Raw genomic sequence first — 25,184 nt, 5'->3', positions numbered from 1 at the left:
GCGACGGCGGCACAGACGCGGTTCAAGGCGCGACAATCACGTTCGCGTGCCGCGCAAGGTGTCGCCACTCGCCTCCTTCGCGAAGATAGACGTTTGTGTAGCGACGGCTGAGAGTTCGCTGACCATAGACGCGGGCCTGCTCGCTGGCCGCTCCGGGGAATACCTCCTCCCGCCCCATCACCACGCCCACGTCGCCGGTGATCTGGACGTCCTCAGGCGTGCGCTCGAACACCTCATTTCGTATCTGTCCGCTCCTAACCATCGAGACGAGGTCCTCGCGGGTCAGAATGCGGTTTGTGGGCGCGTTGACCCGCAGGTTCGGGTGCGCGATCGCCGCGATCGCGGGTAGGTTGACGTCCGCCACCGCGGCGCGTTGCCGAGCGTCGATGGCGAGCAAGGCCGCCTCCGCCGGAGAACGCGCGACATAGGCTGGCGATTCAGGCCGTTTGCCGGGCGACTGGGCCGTGGCGGGGCCAGCGGTAATGAAAACGAGAGCCAGAACGAAGGTCAGCGCACGGGTCATATCCGGGCCTCCAAGCTCGGTCGCATACGCGGCCACGCCAGACCATGCGCCTTCTCGGCGACGCAGGCGCCTGATTTCGGAACACCTCGCCTCTCACTCCGTTCACCCTCAGCCAAATAACCTCAAGGAGCGCGAGCCATGACCGACCTATCGGCGATCAAGGAACACATGGAAGTCATCGGCGCCGACGGCGTCCACCTCGGCACGGTCGACAAGGTCGAGGGTGACAGGATCAAGCTGACGCGCGCGGACAGCGGCTCCCACAGCGACCACCACCACTATATCTCGGCCGGCCTGATCGCCGACATCGAGGGAAATAAAGTTCGGCTCTCCGCCAACGCCGACAACGCGGCGCTGCTCGAAGAGGAAGAAGGTGGCGAGGCTATTGCGGATCGCAAGGCCTAGTCCGCTGGCTCACGGCGGCGGCTCACCATAGACGCGACGCGGCGTTGCGCCTCGCCAAGGCGCCGAAACCGAACGTCGACGGCCCGCGGGAAGTCGAAATTCCCCGGGCCTAGATAGCTTTAGCCGCGCACACCTCGCGTAGGCATTCTCGCAACCAACGATGCGCGGGATCTGCGTCAAGTCGTGGATGCCACAGCATGGAAACCGTAAACGCTGTCGTGGCCGCCGGAATGGGGAAGCTGAACATTCCCTCCCGGAGGATCTCGCTGTGTCGCTCGGGAACAGTCGCCACCAAATCCGAGTTGCGAGCCAGCGAGACAGCGACAGCAAAGCCCCCCACCACGCTCCCGACGTGGCGGGCCAAGTCCGTCGGCAGGAAAGGTCTCTCCACCGCATCCTCCTCAAAGCCGCTTCTCGAGACGACGACGTGACGCGCAGCTTTGTACTGCTCCACGGTGACCTTCCCCCGGGCCAGGGGATGCCCCTCACGCACAACCCCGATGAGGCGGTCGCGGAAGAGGGCCTGGGTCCGCAGCTCTGGACCGTGTGATGCTTCAACGACCCCCGTCTCGAGGTCGACGCGACCATCGCGGAGCGGCGTACTGGCCTTGTCAGGCTTCTGCAGGAAATTTATGCGAACGCCCGGCGCCTCCGCACACATCCTGGCGATCAGGCGCGGACCGAAGCATTCGACGAAGCCGTCGCTGGTTCGCAGCGTGAAGGTTCGAACCAAGGTCGCAAGGTCCAGTCTTTCCAGGGGGCGAAGCATCGCTTCGGCATCCTGTACGAGTTGATTCACTTGCGACCTTAGGGCGATCGCCCGTGGTGTTGGAACAAGGCCGCGCCCGGCTCTCACGAGGAGCGGGTCACCGGTCGTCTCCCGCAACCGAGCGAGTGTCCGGCTCATCGCCGAGGGGCTGAGCCGGAGTCTCCGAGCCGCGGCTGCGACGCTCCCTTCGGCCAATAGGACGTCCAGGGCGACAAGCAAATTCAAGTCGGGCGAGGACATTACGATCTCCCAGGCGAACCTCCACACATAGCGTCAGACGCACGATTAGAGTGCAAACGCTGCGCGTTCCGCCACCTGTTGGAGGCTCGTAGGCTTCATCCGTCAACAGCGAAGGATGAGGCCATGCCAGACAATTCCCTTCAGAAATTCGTCACCCAGGTGCGATCCGCCTGGGGTCCACTGACCACTGAGTTGGTCATGGAATGTCAGCGCCATCTTACGGACCTGCTCAAAACCCCGGCGTCGGAATCCTGGCTGTCCGAACTGCACCAGACCGCGCCGGCGAACCAGGAGCTCTACCGCGATCCCGAACATGGCTTTGTGCTGCTGGCGCACACCGAGCACAACGGCCTCTACCGCCCCCCACATGACCACGGTCGCGGATGGGTGATCTACGCCATGCAACACGGCGAGATCGAAATGCGGACCTATGCCGCCGTTCAGGATCCAAGCGGGCCTACTCGCCTGGTGCAACGGAACAGCACCACGGTTCGAAGCGGCCAGGTGCAGGTCTATCTTCCCGGCGACATTCACGACACGAGGTGCCGCTCGGAGTCCGCATTGCTGTTCAGGTTCACGGACCGCGACCTGCGGGTCGAGGATCGTGTCGAGCGCAGGCTAACTCGGTACGTCGATCAGAACGGTGTCTGGACCCCGGCCGCGCGATGAGCAGGCTCGCGCCGAGCCTGAGGTCCGCCGGCACGGTCTTGGGCGTGCTGTCGGCGATGGCGTTGGTCGTGCTGGACGCCGGCGTCGCCAATGTGGCCCTGCCCACCATCGGCCGCGCCCTCGATGTGACCCCCTCGAAGTCGGTCCTCGTCATCACCGCCTACCAGGCCGGCCTGGTGATGGCCCTACTGCCTTGCGGCGCGCTAGGGGAGCGGTTCGGCTTTCGCAGAGTGTTCACGGTTGGAGTCGCGACGTTCGCCGCCGCCTCGGTGTTCTGCGCCGCCGCTCCGTCCCTGGATTGGCTGGTGGCGGCCCGGCTTGTTCAAGGGATCGGCGGCGCCGCGGTGATGGCTCTCGGAGTCGCGCTCTTGCGGCTCGCCGTGCCGAGCGGCCGACTAGGCGAGGCGATCGGATGGAACGCGCTGACCGTGGCGATCGCTTCGGCCGCGGCGCCCGGCCTCGGCGCGATCATACTCTCACAGGCGAGCTGGCCCTGGATCTTCGCGGCCCCGCTGCCCCTGGCGATCATGGCGCTCGCCGCCACGCGAGCGATGCCTGCATCGCCCGGCGCCAACGCCCCGCTGGATCCCATCAGCATGGCGCTGAACGCCGGGATGTTCGCGCTGCTCATCCTCTCCGCCGAGATTGGCGCAGGCGCGCCGCTCTTCGCCGCGACGTCGTTCGTCTTCGCCGCCACCTGCCTCGCGGTCCTTGTCCGGCGCGAGGGGGAGAAGCACGCTCCGATGTTCCCGCTGGATCTGCTGCGTGCAAAGCCGTTCCGAATGTCGGTATTTGCTTCCGTCAGTTGCTTCACCGCACAGTCGGCGGGCCTGCTGGCGTTACCTTTCTACCTGCAGCACGAACTACAACTGACGCCGCTGATGACCGGGCTCTATCTGACGCCCTGGCCCATGAGCGTCGCGGCCACCGCCGTCGTCGCCGGTCGCCTCTCAGATCGTGTATCGACCAGCACCCTATGCGTCATCGGCGGCTTCGGACTCTCCGTTGGTCTAATGGGCGCCGCCGTAAGCGCCCTGCTCCACCAGCCTCCGGCGCTCGTTGCATCGATCGTTCTCTGCGGCTTTGGCTTTGGACTGTTCCAAACTCCGAACAATCGGAACATGTTCATGTCCGCCCCTCCTGAACGCAGTGGAGCGGCCGGAGGGATGCAAGGCACCGCTCGGGTCACCGGCCAGATCACTGGCGCCCTCATGATGACGTTGCTTTTCAGCCTGTCGGTTGTCGACGCGCCGAAGGTCGGGCTGGCCTTAGCCGCGTCTTTCGCACTGGCGGCCGGGCTCCTCAGTTTTCACCCTGCCACCTCGCCGAAATAGGCTCGTACTGCCGCGCGAGCGCCGGCTCGGTCGGAACCGGCGACCTCTCAACGTCGAGGCGTCGCCAGACGCCCAGTCTCATCGACAACGCGGGTCAGGTTGGCTTGCCTAGCGAACCAGGCGGCGCAACACAGGCTTGATACCGTCCCAGATCCGATCCTTTAGTCGAATGCGCAACGGAGGATCGGACTGCGTAGGGACGGCCACCCCAGACTGGCCGCTCTCGGTCAGGACCACCATCTCGATCTCTCCATCGGTGAAGTAGCGATCACCCTCACCGTTGCGTCCGACTAGCGTCGGCCCCACCCCAGACACCTGATAGGCGCTGGTCGCGCGATCCGCCGACAGGATCTCCTGCGCAAGTAGGTCGCGCTCGGCGTCGATGTCCGGCGCGATATCGTGTGTGACTTGGCCCGTGTTGGCGCTCAGGCCGACCCCGCGATCATAGGTTACCGAGCCAAGCCACACCGGCCGCCCCTCGGCCCCGACATCCAGCACCTTCCACAGCCGCACGTGATGTCGCCGCCGCGCGCTGGTCCCGCTTGCGTGCTCGAAGGCAAGATCCTCCCGCCTGCCGTCATAGAACAAGGCGCTGACCGGGGCGCGAGGATCGGGTTTATCGATCAGCACGCTGCGCACGATGCCAAGGCTCGATCGCACGGTGATCGGATCGGCCGCCTGCCACCCGATCGCCCGCATGGCTCCGGCGACGTCGCCTTGCTCGGCCACCAGACCGATGTTCAGGGGATCGCCGGGAATATCGGCCGAAGTCCGGGTCACCATTGGCCGTCCCGCCAGCTGCGGTTGCCGCTCATGATGGACCCAGGCCATCGGCAGGAGGATGTAGGCCAAAAGACCATAGACGGTCAGGCCGAGCAGGGCGGCCGCGGCGAGCCGCGCAAATCTCTTCGTCCGATGCGTTCTCACGCGAGAAGGCTCGCATTCTTCTCACCTGGAGTCCGCCCCAAGAGGCGCTTCTTACAGACTGCGACGTGGCGATCGTTGGCGGCGAGGCTCCCAGCCGACACCGATAGAGCGCCCCGCGGCGTTCAAGGACAGGGGCCGCGAGCGCGGCCCCGCCCCCTCGCCCCTAGTAGGCCGCGCGGATGGACACCGCGACGCTGCGCGGCTCTCCATAGTAGTTGCCACGGCCCACGCCGCTGATGCGGGCGTAGTAGACCTCGTCGAACAGGTTGTTCACCGAGAGCCGCACGGTCACATCCTCGTTCACGCGATAGCCGACATTGGCGTTCACGACGACATAGGCCGGTTGGCGAACCGCGATGGGCATGGTTCCGCCAACGGTCTCGCCGAACGCATTGGCTCCCAATCCGACATCGAATCCGGCGAGCGGGCCTTCGGTGAAGCGGTAGTTGGTGTAGGCCTTGAACATGTGCTTGGGGCTGACCAGGGTGAACGGCTTGCCGCCGTTGTTCACGTCCGTCTCGTACTCATTCTTGTTGTAGGAATAGCCGGCGTTCACGCGCCAGTTGTTGGTGATCTGGCCGGTAGCCTCAAGCTCCACGCCCTTGCTGAGCACTTCGCCGGTCGCGATGTAGAAGCCCTCGTTGTCGGGGTCGGGCTGCGAGCGGTTCACCTGGTTGATTCGATAGACCGCGCCCGAGAGCAGCAGCCGGTTATCGAAGAACTCGGCCTTCACGCCGGCCTCGACCTGCTCGCCGATGATTGGGTCCAGGAAGTCACCCTCCACCGTCCGCGTGCTCTGAGGCGTCAGGGTGTCGGCGTAGCTGGCGTAGATCGACCAGTTCTCGTTCAGGTCATGAACGACGCCGACATAGGGCGTGAACTCGTGCTCGACCTTGTAGGTGCTCCAGGGGCCATAGGTCCAAGGCTGAGGCGGATTGGTCGGCGTTGAACGGGTGCCGCCTGAACGGCTGCTGTTCTCGTACCAACTGAAGCGACCACCCAGCGTCACGATGGTGTTGTCGAACGGCCGCAGGCGGGCGTTGCCATAGACCCCGTACTGCTCGATCTCCTGCAATCCACCGCCATTGTTGCCGTAAAATGGCTCCGGCACGTTGGTCACCGGATTGAAGACGTCGATGCGGGCGAAGGCGCTGTGTCGCCACTCTCCGTACTTGTTGTCTTTCGTCTGATAGTCGGCGCCGATCAGCAGGTCATGGCTGCGGCCAAACAGAGTGACCGCCCCGCTGAGGTTCACATCGAAGCTGTTCTGGCGCGTGAAGTTCTCGCCCGAATAGGCGATCTGGTTGGTGAAGCCGTTGGTCGGGATGACGGCTCCATTGCCGACATAGGCATATTTGTCCATCCGCTCCTGTTGAGCGGTCTGGGCGGTCGCCCTGATGCGCCAGCCTCCGACGAACTCGTGCGCCAGTTCAGCGAACGCTACCGTGTCCTGCGTCCGGAACCGGTTCCAGTCAGCGCCCAGGAAGGTCGAGCGCCGGACCTTGAGCAGGCCGCCCGTCGTGTAGCCCGGCAGGCCGGTCTGGTTGGCGGGCTTGAAGTCCTGATAGTGACCGCCGACCGTCAGGGTCGTCTGCGGCGTCAGGTCATAGGCCAAGGCGCCATAGACGATGGCGCGCCGCTTGTGGGCCACGTCATAGAACAGGTCCTGATCCTGGAACGCGCCCACCAGCCGGCCGCGCAGTCGGCCGGAGTCGAGCAACGGCCCGGAGATATCGCCCTCGATCCGATAGTTGTTCCACGAGCCGGCCATGAAGGAGCCCGAGGCGTGGAAGTCCTCGGTGGGACGTTTGCGCACCAAATTGATGCTGCCCGCCGGGCTGGCGGTTCCGCTGTAGAGGCTGGCGGCTCCGCGCAGCACCTCGACGCGTTCATAGATCGACATGTCCGGCGTGGAGCCCGGATAGCCAATTCCGGCCACTCCATCGAGCAAATAGGCGTCGATGGAAAAGCCCCGGGACATATAGGCCGGGCTCTCGGGCGAAATGCCGGTGATGGTGATCCCGGGAACCTGGGCCATCAGGTCTTCCAGGGTGAACAGGTTCTGCTCGACGATACGGGTCTGGCCGACCACCGTCACGGTCTGGGGGATTTCGCGGATCGGCGTCGCCGCCTTCGCACCGGCCGCCCCGGCCTCCTTGGCGCCGACGAGCACCAGTTCTGAAACCGTCGTGGCGTCATCCGCCACATCAGCTCGGGCGGCGCCGGCGCTCAACCCCGCCGCCAATACTCCGGCGCCGATCAAGGCCCCGTTCAATCGTCCAAACCGCTGCATGCGCCACCCCAAAAGGAAAAGTCGGCGCCCTGGTATCGAGACTCAATTGCTATTGCAAGTCATTATCATTTATTGATCTGCAAGGTGTTAGGCCTGGTCGTTCGGCTGAAATCGCGCACCTTTAAGCGAGGCTCGGACGATGAAAGGCCGGCCCCAAAATCGGCCACTTGCGAGTGATACTAAGAATCGTTTGCAGAATATAGGCCTACCCCTCATAACGCCGCGGCACCGACCCAACCCGTGGGACGGATCAACGCCGGGGGCCGTTCTTTGCGCATTCGAAACACCATTCGCCGTGAAACTCGCCGGTTGCTGCCGACCATCGCCGCCGTCACAGCAAGCGCGCTGATCGTCCCTGGCGCCATGGCCGCGGACGCCGACGAAGCGACGGTGGAAGGGGTCGTCGTGACCGCGGCCAAGGACGGCTACAAGGCGAAGTCGACCACATCCTCGACCAAGCTGCCGCTGTCCCTGCGCGAGACGCCGCAGTCGGTGACGGTGATCACCCGCCAGCGGATGGATGACTTCAACCTGACCTCCGTCGCCAACGTGCTGGAGCAGACCACCGGGATCACGGTGCAGGAGAACGACTCCAACCGCGTGAACTTCACCTCCCGCGGCTTTGCGATCACCAACTTCCAGATGGACGGCGTGCCGACGACCTATTCGTCCGGCAACAGCACCATGAGCGACACCCTGATCTATGATCGGGTCGAGGTGGTGCGCGGCGCCACCGGGCTGGTGACGGGCTCTGGCGATCCCTCTGCGACCGTCAACTTGATCCGCAAACAGCCGACCCCAACCTTCACCGGGTCATTCGCGGTCACGGCGGGAAGCTGGAGCCTGGGACGCGTCGAGGCCGACGTGTCCGGGCCGATTCTCGCCGACGGGAAGGTCCGCGCGCGACTGGTCGCCGGCTTCCAGGACAACGCCTCGCACATCGACTTCTATGAAGAAAAGAAGACGGTCATCTACGGCGTACTGGAGGCCGACCTAACCGACTCGACTCTGATCCGCATCGGCTACGACTACCAACAAGGGACGCCGCGCGGCACGACCTGGGGCACCGCCCCCCTCTACTACCGCGACGGCACGCCGACCTCGCTGCCGCGCTCGTACAATGTCGCGGCGCGCTGGAGCACATGGGACCGCGACACCGGCAACCTGTTCGGCGTGATCGAGCAGAAGCTGCCAGGCGACTGGACGCTGCGCGCCGCCGTCAACCGCCGTGACAGCACCTCGACCGCCCTGCTCTACTACGGCTATGGCGGCTACCCCGACCGGCTCACCGGCGGCGGCCTCACAGTCGCCGACTACTACAATGTGTACGAGGAGAAGGAGACCGGGTTCGACGTCTATGCGACGGGGCCGCTGGAACTTTTCGGTCGCAAGCACGAACTGGTCTTCGGGGTGAACGGCTACGACCGCGATGGGACGACGATCAACACCGCGATCATCAGCCGCCCCTACCCTATGGTCATTCCAGACTTCCGCAGCTGGGATGGCCGGATCGCCGAACCGGTCCGGGTCAACTACGGCACCCCGCAGCAGATCGCGCGCACCACCGAGAGCGGCATCTACGGCGCGATCCGCCTCAATCCCACCGACAAGCTGAAGATCATCGCCGGGGTGCGACGCTCGGAGTGGGAGACCAAGACCGACCGCTACGACTTGGAGGGTATCTACGACGAGACCACCAATGCCTATTCCAAAGATCGAGTGACCCCATACCTGGGCGTGATCTACGACATCACCTCACAGATCTCGGCCTATGCCAGCTACTCGGACCTCTTCAAGCCGCAGAGCAACAAGGACAAGAACAACGAGCAGCTCCAGCCCGTCGTCGGGGCCAACTACGAGGGTGGGCTGAAGGGCGAGTTCCTGGACGGCAAGCTCTACGCCGCGCTGGTCGGATTCTACGTCAAGCAGGACAATTTGGCCGAACTCGACCCTACCGTTCCCGACGGCTTCCGGCTGCCCGACGGCAGCTCGGTCTATCGTCCCATCAGCGGCGCAGTCACCCGCGGCGCGGAGTTCGAAGTCACCGGCGAACTCAAAGCCCATTGGCGCGTGAGCGCCGGCTACACCTACGCCTATACCGAGAACGCCGCCGGCCTGCGCATCAACACCCTCAATCCGCGCAACATCGCGCGCATCTATTCGACCTACGACTTGCAGGGCGCGCTGCAGGGCCTGACCATCGGCGGCGGCTTGAATTGGCAGAGCGAGATCTACACCGCCGCAGTGATCCCGATCTCCAACACCGCGACGATCCGCACCAATGTCAGCCAGGACTCCTATGTGCTGGCCAACCTCATGGCGCGCTACAAGATCAACGATCACGTCAACCTGGCGCTGAACGTCGATAACCTGTTCGACGAGAAATATTATCGCCGCGTCGGCTTCTACAACGGCGGCTATTTCGGCGAGCCGCGCAAGGTGAAGGTCTCCGTCCGAGCTACGTTCTAGATCGCACGCCGATGACGACCTCGATCGCACGCGCGCCTTCGCCACCTGCCAAGACCAAGCCCGCCAAGGCGGCCAAGCCGCCGCCCTGGCGACGCCGGCTGGACGTCGCCGCGCGCGGGGTCGCGGCGATCTTCCTCGGCTACCTGTTCGCCGCGCTCAGCACCGCGGTGCTGGCGCGGGTCCTGCCCGGCCCGCGCGCCGAGGCGTCCATGGCCGCCACCCTGATGTCGTTCGCGATCTATGCGGGCGTCGCGGTCTGGGCCTTCGCCGACGCCAAGACCTGGCGCGTGTGGCTTGGCCTCGTTGCGGGATCGGGGCTGCTCGCCGCGATCCTCTGGATTTCCCTCACCTTGGAGCCCCGACTTTGAACGGCTCATTCCGCCAGTCGATGGCTTGGCTGCACACCTGGAGCGGCCTGGTGTTCGGCTGGGTCCTGTTCGCGATGTTCATGACCGGGACGGCCACCTATTTCCGTCCCGAGATCACCCGCTGGATGGAGCCAGAGACCGGCCCGCCCGCGAGCTACGGCGCCACAGCCGACGCCGCCGTCGCGCACCTGTTGAAGGTCGCCCCGAACGCCAAGAGCTGGTCGATCACCCTGCCTGACGAACGCCAGGGCGTCACCCGCGTCTCCTGGCAGCCCGAGCGCAAGCCTGGCGAGGAACGGCCTCGGCGACGCGGCGGGCGCGGGCAAAACCAGGCGACGCTAGACGCCGCCACCGGCGAGGTCGTCAAGGCGCGCGACACCCGCGGCGGAGAGTTCTTCTACCGCTTCCATTTCCAGCTCCACTACATGCCGGTGATCTTCGGCCGCTGGATGGCCGGCGTCTGCGCCATGTTCATGTTGGTGGCCATCGTTTCAGGCGTCATCACCCACAAACGCTTCTTCAAGGACTTCTTCACCTTCCGGCCCAAGAAGGCGGCGCAGCGGTCCTGGCTGGACGCCCATAACCTGACAGCGGTCCTGGCCCTGCCGTTCCACGCCATGATCACCTATACGGGCCTGGTCACCCTGATGGGCCTCTACATGCCCTGGGGCGTTCAGGCGAACTACAAGAGCGACGAGGCCTACTTCGCCGAGGTGTTCCCTCGCGGCGAAGAAGTCGCCCGCAGCGGCGCGGCCGCCCCGCTGGCGCCGCTTCCCCTCATTCTGGACAAGGCCTCCGCGGCCTGGGGCGGCGGACGTCCCTGGATCGTTAATGTCAGCAACCCCGGCGACGCCACCGCGCGCGTAGAGGTCACCCGCCACTCCGGCGACAAGCTCACCTATCGCGGCGGCTCGCTGACCTTCGACGGCGTCACTGGCGCGATGATCTCGGAGTCGCCCAAGGCCGGCCCGGTCAATGTCACCGGCGGCGCCATGTACGGCTTGCACATGGGCCGGTTCGCCGATCCGGTGCTGCGCTGGTTCTACTTCCTGGCCAGCCTGGCCGGCTGCGCCATGGTCGCCACCGGCCTCGTCTTGTGGACGGTCAAGCGCCGCCAGCAGCTTCCCGATCCAGAGAAGCCCTATTTCGGCTTCCGTCTGGTCGAGCGCCTGAACATCGGCACCATCGCCGGCGTGCCCGCCGGCATGGCCGCCATGCTCTGGGCCAATCGGTTGCTGCCGGCCGAGATGGCGGGTCGCTCGGCCTGGGAGGTCAACGCCGTCTTCATCGGCTGGGGCGGCATGATCCTCTGGGCCGCACTGAGACCAACCCGCAAGGCTTGGGTGGAGACGCTCGGTGTCGCGGCCTTCCTGGTCGCCGCCCTGCCCTTCGTCAGCGCCCTGACCACCCAGCGCAATCTCGCCCGCAGCCTGATGACCGGCGACTGGGCGATGCTGGCCTTCGACCTCACGCTCTTCGCGCTTGGGGGCCTGCTAGCCTTCTGCGCCTGGAAAGCCGCCCGCTACACCGCACCGGTCAAGCCCAAGCGCCGCTCGGCTAAGTTCGTGGAGGAAGCGGCATGATCCATCTCGCAGCCCTGCTGTTCGCCTACGCCGGCTTCGTCGCGATCTGCCTGTCCATGGCCAAGCACCAGCCTGAGATTCTCGGCCGCAAGCTCACGCCCAAGGAACACAGACAACTCAAGATCGGCGGCCCTCTCGGCCTCACCGTCTCCTACGCGAGCGCCGTGGCCGCTTCGGGCTGGAAATTCGGATCAGTGCTTTGGATCGGCGCGATCATGCTAGCCGCCCTCTCCCTGACTCTTCTCCTGCCCTATCGCCCCAAGTGGACCGCGCCGGCCGGTGCGGGGGCCGCCTTCGTCGGAGGGATGCTTCTGGCGTCCGCCGCCCTGTTGTCGATCAAGTAGAGAGCGTCGCCATGGAAACGACCGCCCCCGCTCCGGTGAAGGCCAACGCCGCGTTCAACACCGAACGCGTCACCCATGTTCACCACTGGACCGACCAGCTCTTCAGCTTCCGCACCACCCGCTCACCCGCCTTGCGGTTCCAGAGCGGCCAGTTCGTGATGATCGGTCTGCACCTCGCCGGCCGCCCCCTGGTTCGAGCCTATTCAATCGCCAGCCCGCATTATGCGGAGGAGTTGGAGTTCTACAGCATCAAGGTTCCCGACGGCCCGCTGACCTCCCACCTGCAGAACATCGCGGTCGGCGACGAGGTGCTGGTCGGACGCAAGCCGACCGGAACCTTGGTGTTGGACGCCCTGCTGCCGGGCCGCAGCCTCTACCTGCTGGCCACCGGCACTGGGCTCGCGCCCTTCCTCAGCCTCGCCAGGGACCCGGATGTGTATGACCGCTTCGAGCGCGTCGTCGTCACCCACACCTGTCGGCAGGAGATCGATCTCGGCTACCGTGCCTTTCTGGAGACCCTGGATCAGGACCCCAACCTTGGCGAAATCGTCGCCGGCAAGCTCAGCTACTATCCGAGCCTCACCCGCGACGCCTTCAAGACGACAGGCAGGATCACCGACCTTATCGCCTCCGGCCGTCTATCGGATGACCTCGCCCTGCCAAGCCTCGATCCAGCCCAGGACCGGGTCATGGTCTGCGGGGGCCCGCCGATGCTGGCCGATCTCCGCCAACTTCTGGACGGGTTGGGTTTTGCGGAAGGCTCACTCGCGGAGCCAGGCGCCTATGTCTACGAGAAGGCCTTCGCCGCCTGACGTGCGGCGTCGACTGCGGCGGAACATCTCCGCGCCGGCGCTGGTCGCATAGGGAACCGCGCACTCGCCATCCTAGTGATTGCGAATGATTATTATGTGCTATATGCCCAAATATATTGCGATTGACTCGCAATATCGGAAACCTTGTTTGCTTGGCCGCCAGGTCGGGCGCTCCCCTGGAGGCGTGCATGTTGAAGAATTTCCCCGCGGCGTTGGCGGTTCTTGTCCTCGCAAGCCCTGCCGCGGCTCATGAGGTCTGGCTCGAGCGGGACGGTGCCGGTCCAGTGCGCGTCTATCTCGGAGAACCCGCTGACGCGGTTCCCGCCGGAGGCGACCCCGAGTTCGCCAACCTGAAGACCCCGGTGGTGTTCACCGCCAGCCAGGACAGGCCAGCCGCCTTGACGCGCAAGACCGATCACCTCGAAGCCGCCGTGAGCGGCCCAGGCGACGTGCGCTTGGTCGATTCATCGGTGTTCGCGCCCTGGAAGGGTGACAAGGGCGCGCTCGAAGGGGCCATGTTCCACGCCCGAGCCGGCCGCAGCGAGACCCGCACCGCGCTGGATCTCGAGATCGCCCCGGTGGCCCCGAACAGCGATGCGTTCGTTGTCGCCTATAAGGGCAAGCCCCTCGCCGATGCGAGCGTGACGCTGGTCAATCCAGACCGCTGGTCAAAGTCGTTCAAGACCGACGCCGCGGGCAAGGTGACCGTTCCCACCACCTGGAACGGCCGTTACCTTCTGGCCGTAAACCACGCCGCCGCCGAGCCCGGCAAAGTCCAAGGGCAGGACGTGACCAAAATCCATCACGTCTCAACCCTCACATTCGTGAAATAGCGCCAAGGCCCGCGGGCGGCGCCCAAGCGCACGTCCGTGGCCGCCGCTAGCCTGCAACCCAGTCAGAAATGAGTTCCGCGTGTCCGCCATCAAGGCCCCGAGACGGCGTCAATTCGCATGCGCCGTCGTCGCCCTAACATTCATCAGCCTTGGGGCCTGCAGCGGCGAGAGCGAAGGCCAACCCGAACCGAAAGCCACTCCTGTCCGGGTCGCGAAGGCCGCGGTCCGGCCGTTGGCCATCGAAATCCGAGCCATCGGATCGGTGACCCCGCTCCATACCGTCGAGGTTCGCAGCCAAGCGCCAGGCCAACTGACTCGGGTGCTGTTCACCGAAGGCCAGGAAGTCCGCCAAGGACAGCTATTGGCCGAAATCGACCCTGCGCCTTTCCGAGCCAAGGTCGACGAGGTCCAAGGCCAGAAGCAGCAAAACGAAGCTCAACTTCGCTATGCCGAACGCCAGCTCGAGATCTATCAGGGGCTGGCTGAAAAGCAGATCCTGGCCCAGACCCGGCTCGACCAGCAACGAACCCTGGTCGATCAGCATGGCGGCGCCGTGGCCGCCGATCAGGCCAGGCTTGCGGACGCCAGGATTCAACTAGGACGAACCCGCATCGTGGCCCCGGTCTCCGGGCGGATCGGCATGCGGCGCGCAGACCCCGGCAATGTCATCGGAACAAGCGCCACGGATGTTCTGGCGGTGATCACCCAGACCCGGCCGATCTCGGTTCTGTTCTCCGCGCCTGAAAGCCGGTTGCCGGAAATCCGCGCCGCCATCGCCGCCGGGCGTCCCTTGAGCGTCCAAGCCTGGGATCGAACCGAGAAGATCCTGCTGGCAGAGGGACGACTGACATCGCTCGACAACCAGATCGATCCGCAAACCGGCGCGGTCCGGATTCGCGCCGTCTTTCCCAATGCGGACGAAGTGCTGTTCCCCAACCAGTTCGTCAATGTGCGGTTGACCGTGAGCACGCTGAACGACGCTGTCACCGTACCGGACGCGGCGATTCAGCAGGGATCACGCGGGACCTATGCCTGGATCGCCGACGCCAAGGGCGAGGCCCGCATGCGACAGATCAAGATCGGCCCGTCCAACGCCGGCTGGACCGCGGTGCTGACCGGTCTCAACGCCGGCGACCGCGTCGTCGTCGAAGGGCTCGACCGGCTTAGCGAAGGCAGCCCCGTCGAGGTCATCGCCAAGCCCGACACTCAAGCTGTGCAGGCCCAAGCGCCGACCAGCGCGTCGTGAACCTCTCACGTCCGTTCATACTGCGGCCGGTCGCCACCGCCCTGTTGATGGTGGCTCTGCTGGTGTCGGGCGTCATCGCGTATCGCCTGCTGCCGGTGGCGGCCCTGCCACAGGCCGACTACCCGGTGATCCAGGTGTTCACCTTCCAGCCGGGGGCCAGTCCCCAGGTCGCGGCCGACACCATCACCGCCCCGCTCGAGCGGCGGTTGGGCCAGATCCCTGGGCTGGAACAGATGTCGTCGTCCAGCTCCGGCGGCGCGTCGATCATCACCCTGCAGTTCGCGCTCGATCTGCCGATGGGCGTCGCCGAGCAAGAGGTCCAGGCCGCCATCGGCACGGCGCGGGGCCTGTTGCCAGGAAACCTGCCCGCCCCGCCGGTCTACCGGAAGGTCAATCCGGCCGACATGCCGATCATGACTCTGGCCTTCACCGCCAAGGCCACGCCGCTGCACGAGGTCCATGATCTGGTGGACACCCGGATCGCACAGAAACTCGCCCAAACCTCCGGCGTCGGCCAGGTGACGCTGGCTGGCGGCCAGCGCCCCGCTGTTCGTATCCAAGTGAATCCCCGCACGCTGGCCGCCTATGGCCTGACGTTCGATGACGTCCAGGCCGCTGTGAACGCCGGCAGCGTCAACCAACCGAAGGGCAGTTTCGACGGGCCGGACCGCTCGATCATGATGGACGCCAACGACCAGCTCCGGTCGATCGAGGAATATCGCAACCTCATCCTGGCCTGGCGGAACGATGCGCCCATCAGGCTCGCCCAGGTCGCCGAGATCACTGAAGGACCCGAGGATCGTCGACTGGCCGCCTGGTCAGGCAAGACGCCCGCCGTGCTCGTCAATATTCAGCGGCAGCCCGGCGCCAACGTCATCGAGGTGGTGGACCGGGTTCAGGACCTGTTGCCGCAATTGACCGCCAGCCTGCCGGCCGATGTTTCGGTCGAGGTGCTGAGCGACCGCACGCGGACCATCCGCTCATCCATTCAGCATGTTCAGATGGAGCTCCTGTTCGCCGTCGGCCTGGTAATCGCGGTGACATTCGTCTTCCTGCGCGACCTGCGCGCCACGCTCATTCCGGCGGCGGCGGCGGCCCTGTCGCTGATCGGCACGTTCGCTGCGATGCAGTTGCTCGGCTACAGCGTCAACAATCTCACGCTGATGGCGCTGACCATCGCCGCCGGCTTCGTGGTCGATGACGCCATCGTCATGCTGGAGAACATCGAGCGGCACCTGGAGAACGGCGAACGCCCGCTCGAAGCGGCGCTCAAGGGCGCGACGGAAATTGGCTTCACGCTGCTGTCCCTGACCATCTCACTGATCGCAGTGCTGATCCCCCTGCTGTTCATGGGCGACGTGGTCGGCCGCCTGTTCCGCGAGTTCGCGGTCACCCTGGCGATCGCGATCCTTATCTCCCTGGCCGTCTCCCTGACCCTCACGCCCATGATGTGCGGTCGGATGCTGAAGGCTCATGGTCCCAAGCGCGCCGAATTCCTGGATAAGGTGATCGCGCGCTACGGTCGCGCCCTGGACTGGGTTCTGCAGCGACAGACGCTGTTCCTCTTGGTGACGCTCGCCACGCTGGCGACGACCGCCCTGCTCTACATGGTCACCCCGAAAGGCTTCTTCCCGGTCCAGGACAGCGGCGCGATCCAGGTCACGGTCCAATCGCCTGCCAGCAGCTCGTTCCAGGCCGTGGCCGAGCGGCAGCAAGGCGTGGCGCAAGCCATGCTGGCCGACCCGGCGGTGGAGAGCGTCGCCTCGTTCATCGGTGTCGACGGGGCGAACGCCACCCTCAACACCGGGCGCATGCTGGTGACTCTCAAGCCCCATGGTCAGCGCGACGGCGCGACCAAGGTCATCGACCGCTTGGAGGCCAAGACCGCCAACCTGCCCAGCCTGCGTCTCTTCATGCAGCCCGTCCAGGAGTTGAACATCGACGATCAGGTGGCGCGCAGCCAGTACCGCTTCAGCCTTTCAAGCCCGGATAGCGACCTGCTGAACGCCTGGACGCCGCGACTGGTCGAGCGGCTGTCGGCCTCGCCCCATCTGCGGAACGTTTCCACCGATCTGGAGAACGGCGGCTTGAGCGCTCGGATCGCCATCGACCGGGAGGCCGCCGCCCGTCTCGGCGTCACCGCCGCGGCCGTCGACGAAGCGCTCCACAGCGCGTTCGGCCAACGCCAGATCGCCACCCTGTTCACTCAGGCCAACCAGTACCGTGTGGTGTTGGAGGTGGATCCCGCGCTTCAGACCGGTCCAGCCGACCTGGAACACATCCATGTTCGTGGTCGTGGCCAGACGTTGGTCCCGCTGTCGGCGGTGGCCAGCGTGCAAACCGGCGAGACGCCGCTGCTTCTCTCCCGCCTGGGCCAGTTCCCAGCGGCCACCGTGTCATTCGACCTCGCGCCGGGAGTGGCGATTGGACAGGCCGCTAAGACCATCGAGGCCGCGGCGCGGGACATTGAACTGCCTCCGTCGGTAGATCTGAAGCTGCAGGGCGCGACAAAGGCCTTCAGCGCCTCGTTGTCTGGGACGCTGCTGTTGATCCTCGCCGCCGTGGTGACGATGTATATCGTTCTGGGGGTTCTCTATGAGAGCCTGATCCACCCGATCACCATTCTATCGACCCTGCCCTCGGCGGCGATGGGCGCGTTCCTGGCGTTGCTGGCCGCTGGCCGACCGCTGGACCTGATCTCGGTGATCGGGATTATCCTGCTGATTGGGCTGGTGAAGAAGAACGGCATCATGATGGTCGACTTCGCCCTGGAGGCGGAGCGTAACCAGGGCCTCTCACCCAACGACGCCATCCGACGCGCGGCTATGTTGCGCTTCCGGCCGATCCTGATGACCACCATGGCCGCCCTGTTCGGCGCCCTCCCCTTGCTGCTCGCGAGCGGCGCCGGCGCTGAACTGCGCCAGCCGCTTGGCCTGGTCATGGTTGGCGGCCTGTTGGTCAGCCAGGTCCTGACACTCTTCACCACGCCGGTCGTCTATCTGGCCTTTGACAGACTTAAGCGCCGGCTCGCGCGGCGCCCGACTCGCGACGGGGACTTGGTCGCCGACCGCGTTCCATGAAGCGCCCGTTCAGCCTAGCGGGCCTCTTCATCGCCCGTCCGGTCAGCGCGTTGCTGCTGGCGGTGGCCGTCATGCTGGCCGGCGCGGTCGCCTATAGCGACCTGCCCACCGCGCCGCTGCCGGAGGTCGACTTTCCGTCCATCGTGATCGAAGCCAGCCTGCCAGGCGCCAACCCGCGCACCATGGCCGGCGCCGTCGCCGCGCCGCTGGAGCGGGCGCTCGGCTCCATCGCTGGCGTGACGGAGCTTAGTTCGACGAGCGGCCAGGGCTCGGTCGAGATCCAGATGGTCTTCGAGCTTGATCGCGACATCAACGACGCGGCCCGAGACGTCCAGGCCGCTCTCAACGCTTCCCGCGCCTCGCTCCCATCCGGAATGCCGTCCGAACCGACCTACCGGAAGGTCAATCCGTCCCAAGCCCCGGTCATGGTCCTGGCCCTCGCCTCGCCGAACCTGCGCCCTGGCGAACTCTACGACGCCGCCGCGACGGTGCTCGCCCAAAAGCTCTCCCAAGTCACCGGGGTCGGCGAAGTGACGATCGGCGGGGCCGCCTTGCCCGCCGTTCGTGTCCAGATGAACCCGCACGTCCTCAACAGCTACGGGCTGGCGCTGGACGAAGTCCGTAAGGCGATTGACGACGCCAATCCGGTTGGACCGCTAGGCGCGGTCGAGGCCGGCGGCCGGCACTGGACCGTGGTGTCAGGTGGCCAGCTTAGAACACCTGAGGACTATCGCCGTCTCGTGGTGGGTTGGCGCAACGAGGCCCCTATCCGGCTGGGCGACGTCGCCACCATCATCGACGCGACCGAGAACCGCTATTCGCTGGGATTCCACAACGACAAGCCCGCCGTGCTGGTCACCGTGCGCCGCCAGCCGGGCGCGAACATCATCGCCACGACCGACGCGATCCATGCCCAGTTGCCCGGACTACGGGCGCTGATGCCGGCGGACTCGACCCTTACTGTCGTTCTGGATCGCTCGCCGGGCGTTCGCGCCACACTCCATGAGGCGCAGAAGACGCTGCTCCTCTCGGTGGCGCTGGTGATTGTGGTCGTCGCCCTGTTCCTCGGCCGCTTTCGCGCTGCGCTGATCCCCAGCCTGGCTATCCCAGTCTCGCTCGTCGGCGTGTTCGTGGTTATGCGCTTGCTAGGATTCTCTCTGAACAATCTCTCAGTCACGGCTCTGATCATCGCCGCGGGCCTCGTTGTCGACGACGCCATCGTTGTTCTGGAAAACGTCACGCGACACCTGGATCGCGGCCTGTCGCCGATCCGCGCGGCCCGGCGCGGCGTCGCCGAACTGGGCGCGACCCTGATCGCCATGAACCTGACGCTCATCTTGGTTTTCGTGGCGATCCTGCTGATGGGCGGAGTCGTCGAAAAGCTATTTCGCGAGTTCTCGATCACCCTCGCCGCGGCGCTGGCCTTGTCGCTGATCGTGTCTCTGACCCTGACGCCAGCCCTCTGCGCGCGCCTGCTGCCCGCCAGGCGTGACCGGCCCATCGCCGGTAAACTCGACCGGCTGACCGAACGCTATGGCCGTTCGCTCGACTTTGTCCTTCGCTACAAGTTCATCGCCCTGGGCGCGCTAGCAGCCGCCACCGGCCTGACCGTCGCGCTCTACATCTGGCTGCCAAAGACCATGTTGCCGGAACAGGACACAGGGCAGCTTCGCGGCTTCGCGCGCGGCGACGACGGCATTTCGTTCGCGATCATGCAGCCCAAGATCGAGGCCTATCGCCGACTACTGCTCGCTGAGCCGGCGATCGCCGACGTGGTCGGCTCGGCCGGCGGCGACAACGGAATCAACAACGCCTCGCTGATGATCCGGCTCAAACCGATCAGCGAGCGCAACGAAACCTCGGCCGAGGTGATCGAGCGGGTGCGCAAGGCGATGCCGAAGATTCCGGGCGGCATGCTTTGGCTCAACGTCGATCAGGACCTCCAGTTGGAAACGCCTAGCGCCGGAGGCCAGTACGATTTGATCCTCAGGGCCGGCGATCTCGAACCCCTGGCGGCCTGGGCCCCGAAAGTCTCCAGCGCTCTTTCGGATCTCCCCGAACTTGTCGACGTCGATCAAGTCAGCGAGACCGGCAACCTGCAGATCAACCTGGACATCGACCGCGACGCCGCCGCGCGCTTGGGCGTTGACATGATCACGATCACCTCCGTGCTGAACAACGCCTTCAGCCAGCGGCAGGTGATCACCCTCTATGACAGCCTCAACCAGTACCGCGTCATACTAGAGTTGGAGCCGTCGCAGACCCGAGACCCCGCCGTCCTGGAAACCGTGCAAGTGATCGCCAAGGACGGGCGCCGCATCCCGCTCTCGGCCTTTGCGCGCTGGTCCTACAGCGTCAACAGCGACTGGGTCTGGCGCAAGGACCAGTTCGCCGCCCGCTCCATCAGCTTCGCGCTCGCCCCCGGCGTGACGCTGGAACAGGCGGACGCCGCCATCCAGACCGCACTCGCCGGCATTTTCCTCCCAACCGAAGTTCAGGCCCGTGTGGGCGGCGGGATGGAAACGCTGAAGAAGACGCTAGGCGACCAGCCACTGCTCATCGCGTGCGTGCTGCTGGCGGTCTATCTCCTGTTGGGTATTCTCTATGAGAGCCTCGTCCAGCCCCTGACCATTCTATCGTCCTTGCCCCCGGCCGCGCTCGGGGCATTGCTGGCGCTCGCCGCGACGGGTCAGCCGTTCAGTCTGATGGCCTTGCTGGGCCTCTTCCTGCTGATCGGCATGTCGATGAGGAACACCATCCTGATGGTCGACTTCGCTCAATCGGCGCGGCGGCAGGGAGACCTGACAGCGAGCGAAGCCATCAGGCACGCCGCCTGTACTCGCCTTCGCCCGATCCTGATGACGAACTGCGCCACCATGCTCGGCGCCGTGCCACTGGTGCTAGCGAGCGGCGAAGGCTCCGAGTTGCGCCTTCCACTGGGGATCTGCATCATCGGCGGCCTCGCAGTCAGCCAGTTGCTGACGCTGTACACGGCGCCGGCTGTCTATGTGGCCCTGGATGGCGTCAAGTTCAGGCGGACAAGACGGAATGGGGCCGTCACGCCGCTGAGCTCTAAGCAGCTCTAACGAGGATCCGCGATAGTCCGCGAACCCACCGCAATCACTCCCACTCGATTGTTCAAATAACACCTATGCATTTGAAACATTGAAGCAAAATCCGCCCATAAAGTTTTGATACCGTCAGCTTACGCGGCAAGATCCCACGCTATTGTTTTTGCAAGGAATTTTAGATGATCACAATCGAGTCAACACGCAGCAGCTGTCGAGAACATTTAACGCGTCACCAAGTGGCTGCCGGCACCCATTCGGACTTACACTGCATACCTTCAACTCTCGTCTGAAAATTTGTCGAGAGAAGCGACCATACTCGGTCCAATCGGCGTCGTCAGCAGCCACCCGCATCCGCTACCCAGCCATCAGCTGGCGATCTGCGGCGGCGTTTCCTGGTGGCCGACATGCTTCGCCTTCCGTCCAGCAAAGACAGCGGGCCAGTCGATGCAAAACGCGGCTCAGCGACAAGCGCCGCGGAAAAGCCAGAACGCCTAGCAAAGGCCGGACGTGGCGCAGGCAATTCATTGCCCGACTGGCCCATGGCGACGATGGATTCGGTGTGCCGCTGAACCCCGGCAATGTTCACTGCCGCGGCATCGATAAACAGCGGTTTGATGCGGCAGGAGCTCCTGCCCGCCTTAGTGGCCGGTCACGCGGCGCTGGCGAGGCACGCGGCGGCAGGTGTGTTCTCGCGGGCCTGGTCGGTACCCTTCAAGCGGGCAATGCCGGCGGCAATGGCTTCTCGCACCTGATGGCCACACCGCTCTGCACCGAAAGTTTAGTCCTCCAACCGCGGTTCGGGACAGCATTGGCGACCACGCCGCGACTGCGCTCTTGGCGGCCATGGTGCAGCGTCGTTCGTGCGCTCTGATCCTCTGGCCTGCCCACAACCGTTTAATGCGCCATGAAATTGCCGCCTTCCGGTCCGCAACGTCAGGCAAAAGTTGTTTACGGAGTTTGGGATGATCGGCGACGTCTCATTGAAGTTGGGCCGAAGGACGTTTTCCGCGCGGCTGGAATACCGCAGCCTCATTGGGCATGGACTTCGCGGCGTTAGACGCAGGCTAGAGGCCAAGCTGGGCTCTCCATCGCCCCTGAGTGCGACTGACAACGCTCCGACTTTTACGGTCGCGGATACAATTGAGGACATTACGATTGAGGTCGACGTCCCTGGGCATGCCCTCAAAAATCTATTCTTGGATGTTACCCCTACACGTTTGCGATTGCGGGCTGCCGGCCGACAGGGACGGTCCGCGGTTATCGGGCGGCACCTTGACTGGTCCTTCGAGCTTCCAGAGCCGGTCGACATGGACAAAGTGTTAGCAACGCTCGAGGACGGGATTCTGACTGTTATACTGGTCAAGGCCAGTTGGGTGCGAGGGGATGCAAAGCGCGTCCCCGTGCGCGAGACGTCAGTCTCGCCGAAGCAGGCGGACCACGAAAGCGGCCAAACCCACCCCTGAAACTACAAGGATCGCTATTCTTCCGGGGGCAGCAACTTGGCCGTCGTTCGCGGTTGTGACGATAGCGGCTGCGACAACGAGGGCCGCGACAACCACCGCTATAGAAAAACTTTCGCCGGCCCGCTTCACGGCGCGAGGCAATCCCTCCAAGTCTGAACTTGAGACGCGTATGACAAGGCCGTCCCGGCTGAGGCGGCCGATTCCGCGCCTCATCGCTTCTGGCCCGGTCGCGAGTATCTGATCGACTTCCTTAAATACGCGGAAGGCGCGGGTGGCTAGGACTTTGGGCGCAAACCTTGACGCGAAGGCCCTGACCACCACCGGCGAAATCGCATCGACAACATCCAGCTCCGGGTCGAGCGTCCTCGCCAGCCCCTCCGCGATGCCTAGAGCACGCAACAAGATCAGCAGGTCAGGCGGTAAGGTCAGCGCGTTGTCTCGGGCGATGGAGACGAATTCGCCAATGGCCTCCGCAAGCTGGATCGGCCGCCCGGAGTCGACCCCGTACCGCAGAAGGAAGCGCTCCACGCCTTGTTCAAGGCCGCTCGGCGGCGGTCCTGAGCGACCAGACCACTCCATCAGCACATCGACCACTGCGGCGACATCCGCATCTACCAGAGAGCCGAGGACCACCAGCACCTGATCTCGCCGCTTGGCCGACAGGCGCCCGACCGAGCCGAAATCCAATAGCGCAAGACGACCGTCTGGCGTCACCAGGACATTTCCGGGATGCGGGTCAGCGTGGAACACACCGTCTAACAGAATCATGCTCAGCAGGCCGCGCGCCGCTTCTGGCGCCAAAGCGCGCGCCAACGCGGGCTCCCCGGTGCGAAACGCCGCGTTGGGGCTGCGCCCGCGGACGCGGGTACTGACCATGGTCCTTTGGGTGGTAAACCGCTCATAGACTAGAGGCACATGGAAGACCGTCGCCCGGGAGCGCACCTCAGACTGATTACGTGCCTCGATTCGAAAATCGATCTCCTCAAGAAGGGCCTCACTTAGCTCGGAGACGACACGTATGGGCTGGTGGCGACGAAAAGCCGGTGCGCGCGCCTCGACGACACGCGCTGCGGCCGCAAGCAGCCGAAGGTCCGCGCGCATGACAGCCTCAACACCGGGTCTGCGAACTTTCACGACGACTTCTTCACCAGTCGTCAGCCGCGCGGAGTAGACCTGGGCTATTGAGGCAGCGGCGATTGGAGTCAGTGAAAATTCAGCGAAGACATCTTCCGGCGTTCCGCCTAGATCGATTGTCAGCTGTTCCCGCACTTGTTCGAATGGTGCAGGAGCAACGCTATCGTGCAGTCGGCTGAGCCTCTTGGTCAACTCGGGCGGAAGCAGATCTGAGCGGGTCGCCATGATCTGCCCAAGCTTCACGAATGTTGGCCCCAGCGACTCAAGCGCCGTAACAAGGCCTTCGTACGTCGCCTCGCTCGTGTCGTCGGCAGCCCTGCCGCGTAACAACCCTAACTTTGTCAGACCGGGCCGCGCTGCAGTGGGAGCCAACGTACGCACCACCGTCGCAAGGCGGCGAAAGTCGTTCTGCGAGAGGGTCAGGGGGGGCATCGAACCTGCTTGCCCGCACCAGTCGCGCGACGCAAGGAATTCGAATTTATGAACCAGATTGCTCTGGAAGGCGTTAAGCAAGAACGCGAAGAGGAGTGGATGAAAATGATCAGCTTTGTGGTCGGAGGCGTAGGTGCGGTGATGGTTCTCGGTGGAGCTGTTGGCCTTCATTTAGCCGTTAGACGGCTTAGCAAATAGCAATGGGTCAACAGGCAGAATAACAGGGCTAACTTATGTTAATCCTCATGCCTATATGACTACATTTTGAGAGATTGAAAAATTATTCGAGTCTGCGAGGCGCACTCGGCGATCGCGGCTGATATGCGTGGTTTCGAGGCCGACGCCGTTAGGCGCTGCGCCAGGACAGATCACCGGCGAGAATAGGGCTGGAGCCGTGGCTTCGCGCAAAGCTCAACAACATTAGTCATAAGGCCAGTTCGATAACGCAATTCTTTCCGCACGCTGGGCCGCCCCTACCTCGGCCTGAGCGACGGCCGCATCGTGCTCTACAAGCATCGACGAGCGCTGCATCTGGCCCCTAGCCTCACCCGCAAGAACAGCCTTCGCCGACTCCGACTGAGGCGGCGCTTGAACGAGTAGGGATCACTACCGGCATGGACGAATAACCCCGAATCAGGACTGACGGGACGCGCTGCGGCTCCTCAAGCACCCTAATCTCTGGGAAACGAGGCAGGATCTCTTCCCAGAGAATACGCAACTGGAGCTCCGCCAGGCGATTGCCGACGCAACGGTGGATGCCGAACCCGAATGACAGGTGGTTGCGCGGCCGTTCCCGGTCGATGATGTAGGCTTCGGGGTTCTCGATCGCCTCCTCGTCCCGGTTGCCCGAGGCGTACCAGATCAGCACCTTGTCGCCCTTCCTGATGAGCCTGCCGCCAAGCGCGAAATCCCGGGTGGCGGTGCGGCGCATGTTGGAGAGCGGCGTCTGCCAGCGAATGGTCTCGGAGACCATGGAGGGGATCAGGCTGGGATTCTCTCGCAGCTTCTGCAACTGATGGGGGTTCTGGTGCATCGCCAGAATCGAGCCGGTCATCGTATTGCGGGTGGTGTCGTTGCCGCCGATGATCAACAGGAGCAGGTTTCCGAGGTATTCCATGCGGTCCATGTTTCGCGTGGCCTCACCGTGGGCCAGCATGGAGATCAGATCACCCTTGGGCGGGGCGTTGAC

At 64.5% G+C, this 25,184-nt stretch carries 19 protein-coding genes and 1 pseudogene; 13 read left to right on the top strand and 7 right to left on the bottom strand.

Going from position 1 to position 25,184, the window contains the following annotated elements:
* Positions 1-22: 22 nt before the first annotated feature.
* On the bottom strand, positions 23-523 hold the full coding sequence (locus tag Q7T84_RS08250) for a nuclear transport factor 2 family protein (protein WP_304807629.1): 501 nt from the start codon (positions 521-523) through the stop codon (positions 23-25).
* A 138-nt stretch (positions 524-661) separates the two neighbouring features.
* Between Q7T84_RS08250 and Q7T84_RS08245 the strand changes: the two genes are divergently transcribed.
* Positions 662-928, top strand: coding sequence for a DUF2171 domain-containing protein (locus Q7T84_RS08245; RefSeq protein ID WP_304807627.1), 267 nt, complete (start codon positions 662-664; stop codon positions 926-928).
* Positions 929-1,037: 109 nt separating this feature from the next.
* Here Q7T84_RS08245 and Q7T84_RS08240 read toward each other — a convergent pair whose 3' ends face one another.
* The gene (locus Q7T84_RS08240; RefSeq protein ID WP_304807647.1) at positions 1,038-1,727 is read right to left on the bottom strand and encodes a LysR substrate-binding domain-containing protein; all 690 of its coding nucleotides are present in this window, start codon (positions 1,725-1,727) and stop codon (positions 1,038-1,040) included.
* Positions 1,728-1,757: 30 nt separating this feature from the next.
* Positions 1,758-1,937, bottom strand: a pseudogene (locus Q7T84_RS08235) (LysR family transcriptional regulator); the annotation flags it as partial.
* A gap of 123 nt (positions 1,938-2,060) precedes the next feature.
* Between Q7T84_RS08235 and Q7T84_RS08230 the strand changes: the two are divergent.
* Both Q7T84_RS08230 and Q7T84_RS08225 read left to right on the top strand, forming a co-directional pair.
* Positions 2,061-2,606: a hypothetical protein gene (locus tag Q7T84_RS08230; RefSeq protein WP_304807625.1), complete on the top strand. Its 546-nt coding sequence runs from the start codon at positions 2,061-2,063 to the stop codon at positions 2,604-2,606.
* Positions 2,603-3,940: an MFS transporter gene (locus Q7T84_RS08225; RefSeq protein ID WP_304807623.1), complete on the top strand. Its 1,338-nt coding sequence runs from the start codon at positions 2,603-2,605 to the stop codon at positions 3,938-3,940. Before Q7T84_RS08230 ends, Q7T84_RS08225 begins: the two co-directional genes overlap by 4 nt.
* Positions 3,941-4,048: 108 nt before the next feature.
* Here Q7T84_RS08225 and Q7T84_RS08220 read toward each other — a convergent pair whose 3' ends face one another.
* Entirely contained in the window at positions 4,049-4,867 is an 819-nt protein-coding gene (locus Q7T84_RS08220; RefSeq protein WP_304807621.1) for an LssY C-terminal domain-containing protein, read from the bottom strand.
* 163 nt (positions 4,868-5,030) lie between these two features.
* The gene (locus Q7T84_RS08215; protein ID WP_304807617.1) at positions 5,031-7,160 is read right to left on the bottom strand and encodes a TonB-dependent siderophore receptor; all 2,130 of its coding nucleotides are present in this window, start codon (positions 7,158-7,160) and stop codon (positions 5,031-5,033) included.
* A gap of 270 nt (positions 7,161-7,430) precedes the next feature.
* Here Q7T84_RS08215 and Q7T84_RS08210 point away from each other — a divergent pair, with 270 nt between their 5' ends.
* The 10 genes from Q7T84_RS08210 to Q7T84_RS21125 all read left to right on the top strand — a co-directional run bounded on the left by Q7T84_RS08210 (position 7,431) and on the right by Q7T84_RS21125 (position 22,429).
* The gene (locus Q7T84_RS08210) at positions 7,431-9,629 is read left to right on the top strand and encodes a TonB-dependent siderophore receptor (RefSeq protein WP_304807613.1); all 2,199 of its coding nucleotides are present in this window, start codon (positions 7,431-7,433) and stop codon (positions 9,627-9,629) included.
* A gap of 11 nt (positions 9,630-9,640) precedes the next feature.
* Complete coding sequence (locus Q7T84_RS08205) at positions 9,641-9,997, top strand: hypothetical protein (RefSeq protein WP_304807611.1); 357 nt, start codon at positions 9,641-9,643, stop codon at positions 9,995-9,997.
* Positions 9,994-11,580, top strand: coding sequence for a PepSY domain-containing protein (locus tag Q7T84_RS08200; RefSeq protein WP_304807609.1), 1,587 nt, complete (start codon positions 9,994-9,996; stop codon positions 11,578-11,580). The genes Q7T84_RS08205 and Q7T84_RS08200 overlap by 4 nt, the downstream gene beginning before the upstream one ends.
* Complete coding sequence (locus Q7T84_RS08195; protein ID WP_304807607.1) at positions 11,577-11,924, top strand: DUF3325 domain-containing protein; 348 nt, start codon at positions 11,577-11,579, stop codon at positions 11,922-11,924. The genes Q7T84_RS08200 and Q7T84_RS08195 overlap by 4 nt, the downstream gene beginning before the upstream one ends.
* Positions 11,925-11,935: 11 nt before the next feature.
* Complete coding sequence (locus tag Q7T84_RS08190) at positions 11,936-12,736, top strand: ferredoxin--NADP reductase (RefSeq protein ID WP_304807604.1); 801 nt, start codon at positions 11,936-11,938, stop codon at positions 12,734-12,736.
* Positions 12,737-12,924: 188 nt separating this feature from the next.
* A complete protein-coding gene (locus Q7T84_RS08185) occupies positions 12,925-13,569 on the top strand; it encodes a DUF4198 domain-containing protein (protein WP_304807602.1) in 645 nt (214 codons plus the stop codon).
* Positions 13,570-13,648: 79 nt separating this feature from the next.
* Positions 13,649-14,815, top strand: coding sequence for an efflux RND transporter periplasmic adaptor subunit (locus tag Q7T84_RS08180; protein ID WP_304807600.1), 1,167 nt, complete (start codon positions 13,649-13,651; stop codon positions 14,813-14,815).
* Positions 14,812-17,895 (top strand): efflux RND transporter permease subunit, encoded by a 3,084-nt coding sequence (locus Q7T84_RS08175; RefSeq protein WP_304807598.1) that lies wholly within the window; start codon positions 14,812-14,814, stop codon positions 17,893-17,895. The genes Q7T84_RS08180 and Q7T84_RS08175 overlap by 4 nt, the downstream gene beginning before the upstream one ends.
* On the top strand, positions 17,892-20,981 hold the full coding sequence (locus Q7T84_RS08170) for an efflux RND transporter permease subunit (RefSeq protein ID WP_304807596.1): 3,090 nt from the start codon (positions 17,892-17,894) through the stop codon (positions 20,979-20,981). The genes Q7T84_RS08175 and Q7T84_RS08170 overlap by 4 nt, the downstream gene beginning before the upstream one ends.
* 947 nt (positions 20,982-21,928) lie before the next feature.
* A complete protein-coding gene (locus tag Q7T84_RS21125) occupies positions 21,929-22,429 on the top strand; it encodes an Hsp20/alpha crystallin family protein (RefSeq protein ID WP_370653632.1) in 501 nt (166 codons plus the stop codon).
* Here Q7T84_RS21125 and Q7T84_RS08165 read toward each other — a convergent pair.
* Together Q7T84_RS08165 and Q7T84_RS08160 are read right to left on the bottom strand one after the other, a co-directional pair.
* Positions 22,379-24,166, bottom strand: coding sequence for an AarF/ABC1/UbiB kinase family protein (locus tag Q7T84_RS08165; RefSeq protein WP_267231080.1), 1,788 nt, complete (start codon positions 24,164-24,166; stop codon positions 22,379-22,381). The two genes, Q7T84_RS21125 and Q7T84_RS08165, sit on opposite strands and share 51 nt — an antisense overlap.
* Before the next feature lie 373 nt (positions 24,167-24,539).
* The coding region (locus Q7T84_RS08160; RefSeq protein WP_304807592.1) for a cytochrome P450 at positions 24,540-25,184 on the bottom strand (645 nt) is incomplete at its 5' end.

It is taken from the genome of Phenylobacterium sp., assembly GCF_030654915.1.
Taxonomy (GTDB): Bacteria; Pseudomonadota; Alphaproteobacteria; order Caulobacterales; family Caulobacteraceae; genus Phenylobacterium.
This window is presented reverse-complemented; position numbering and strand designations above follow the sequence as displayed.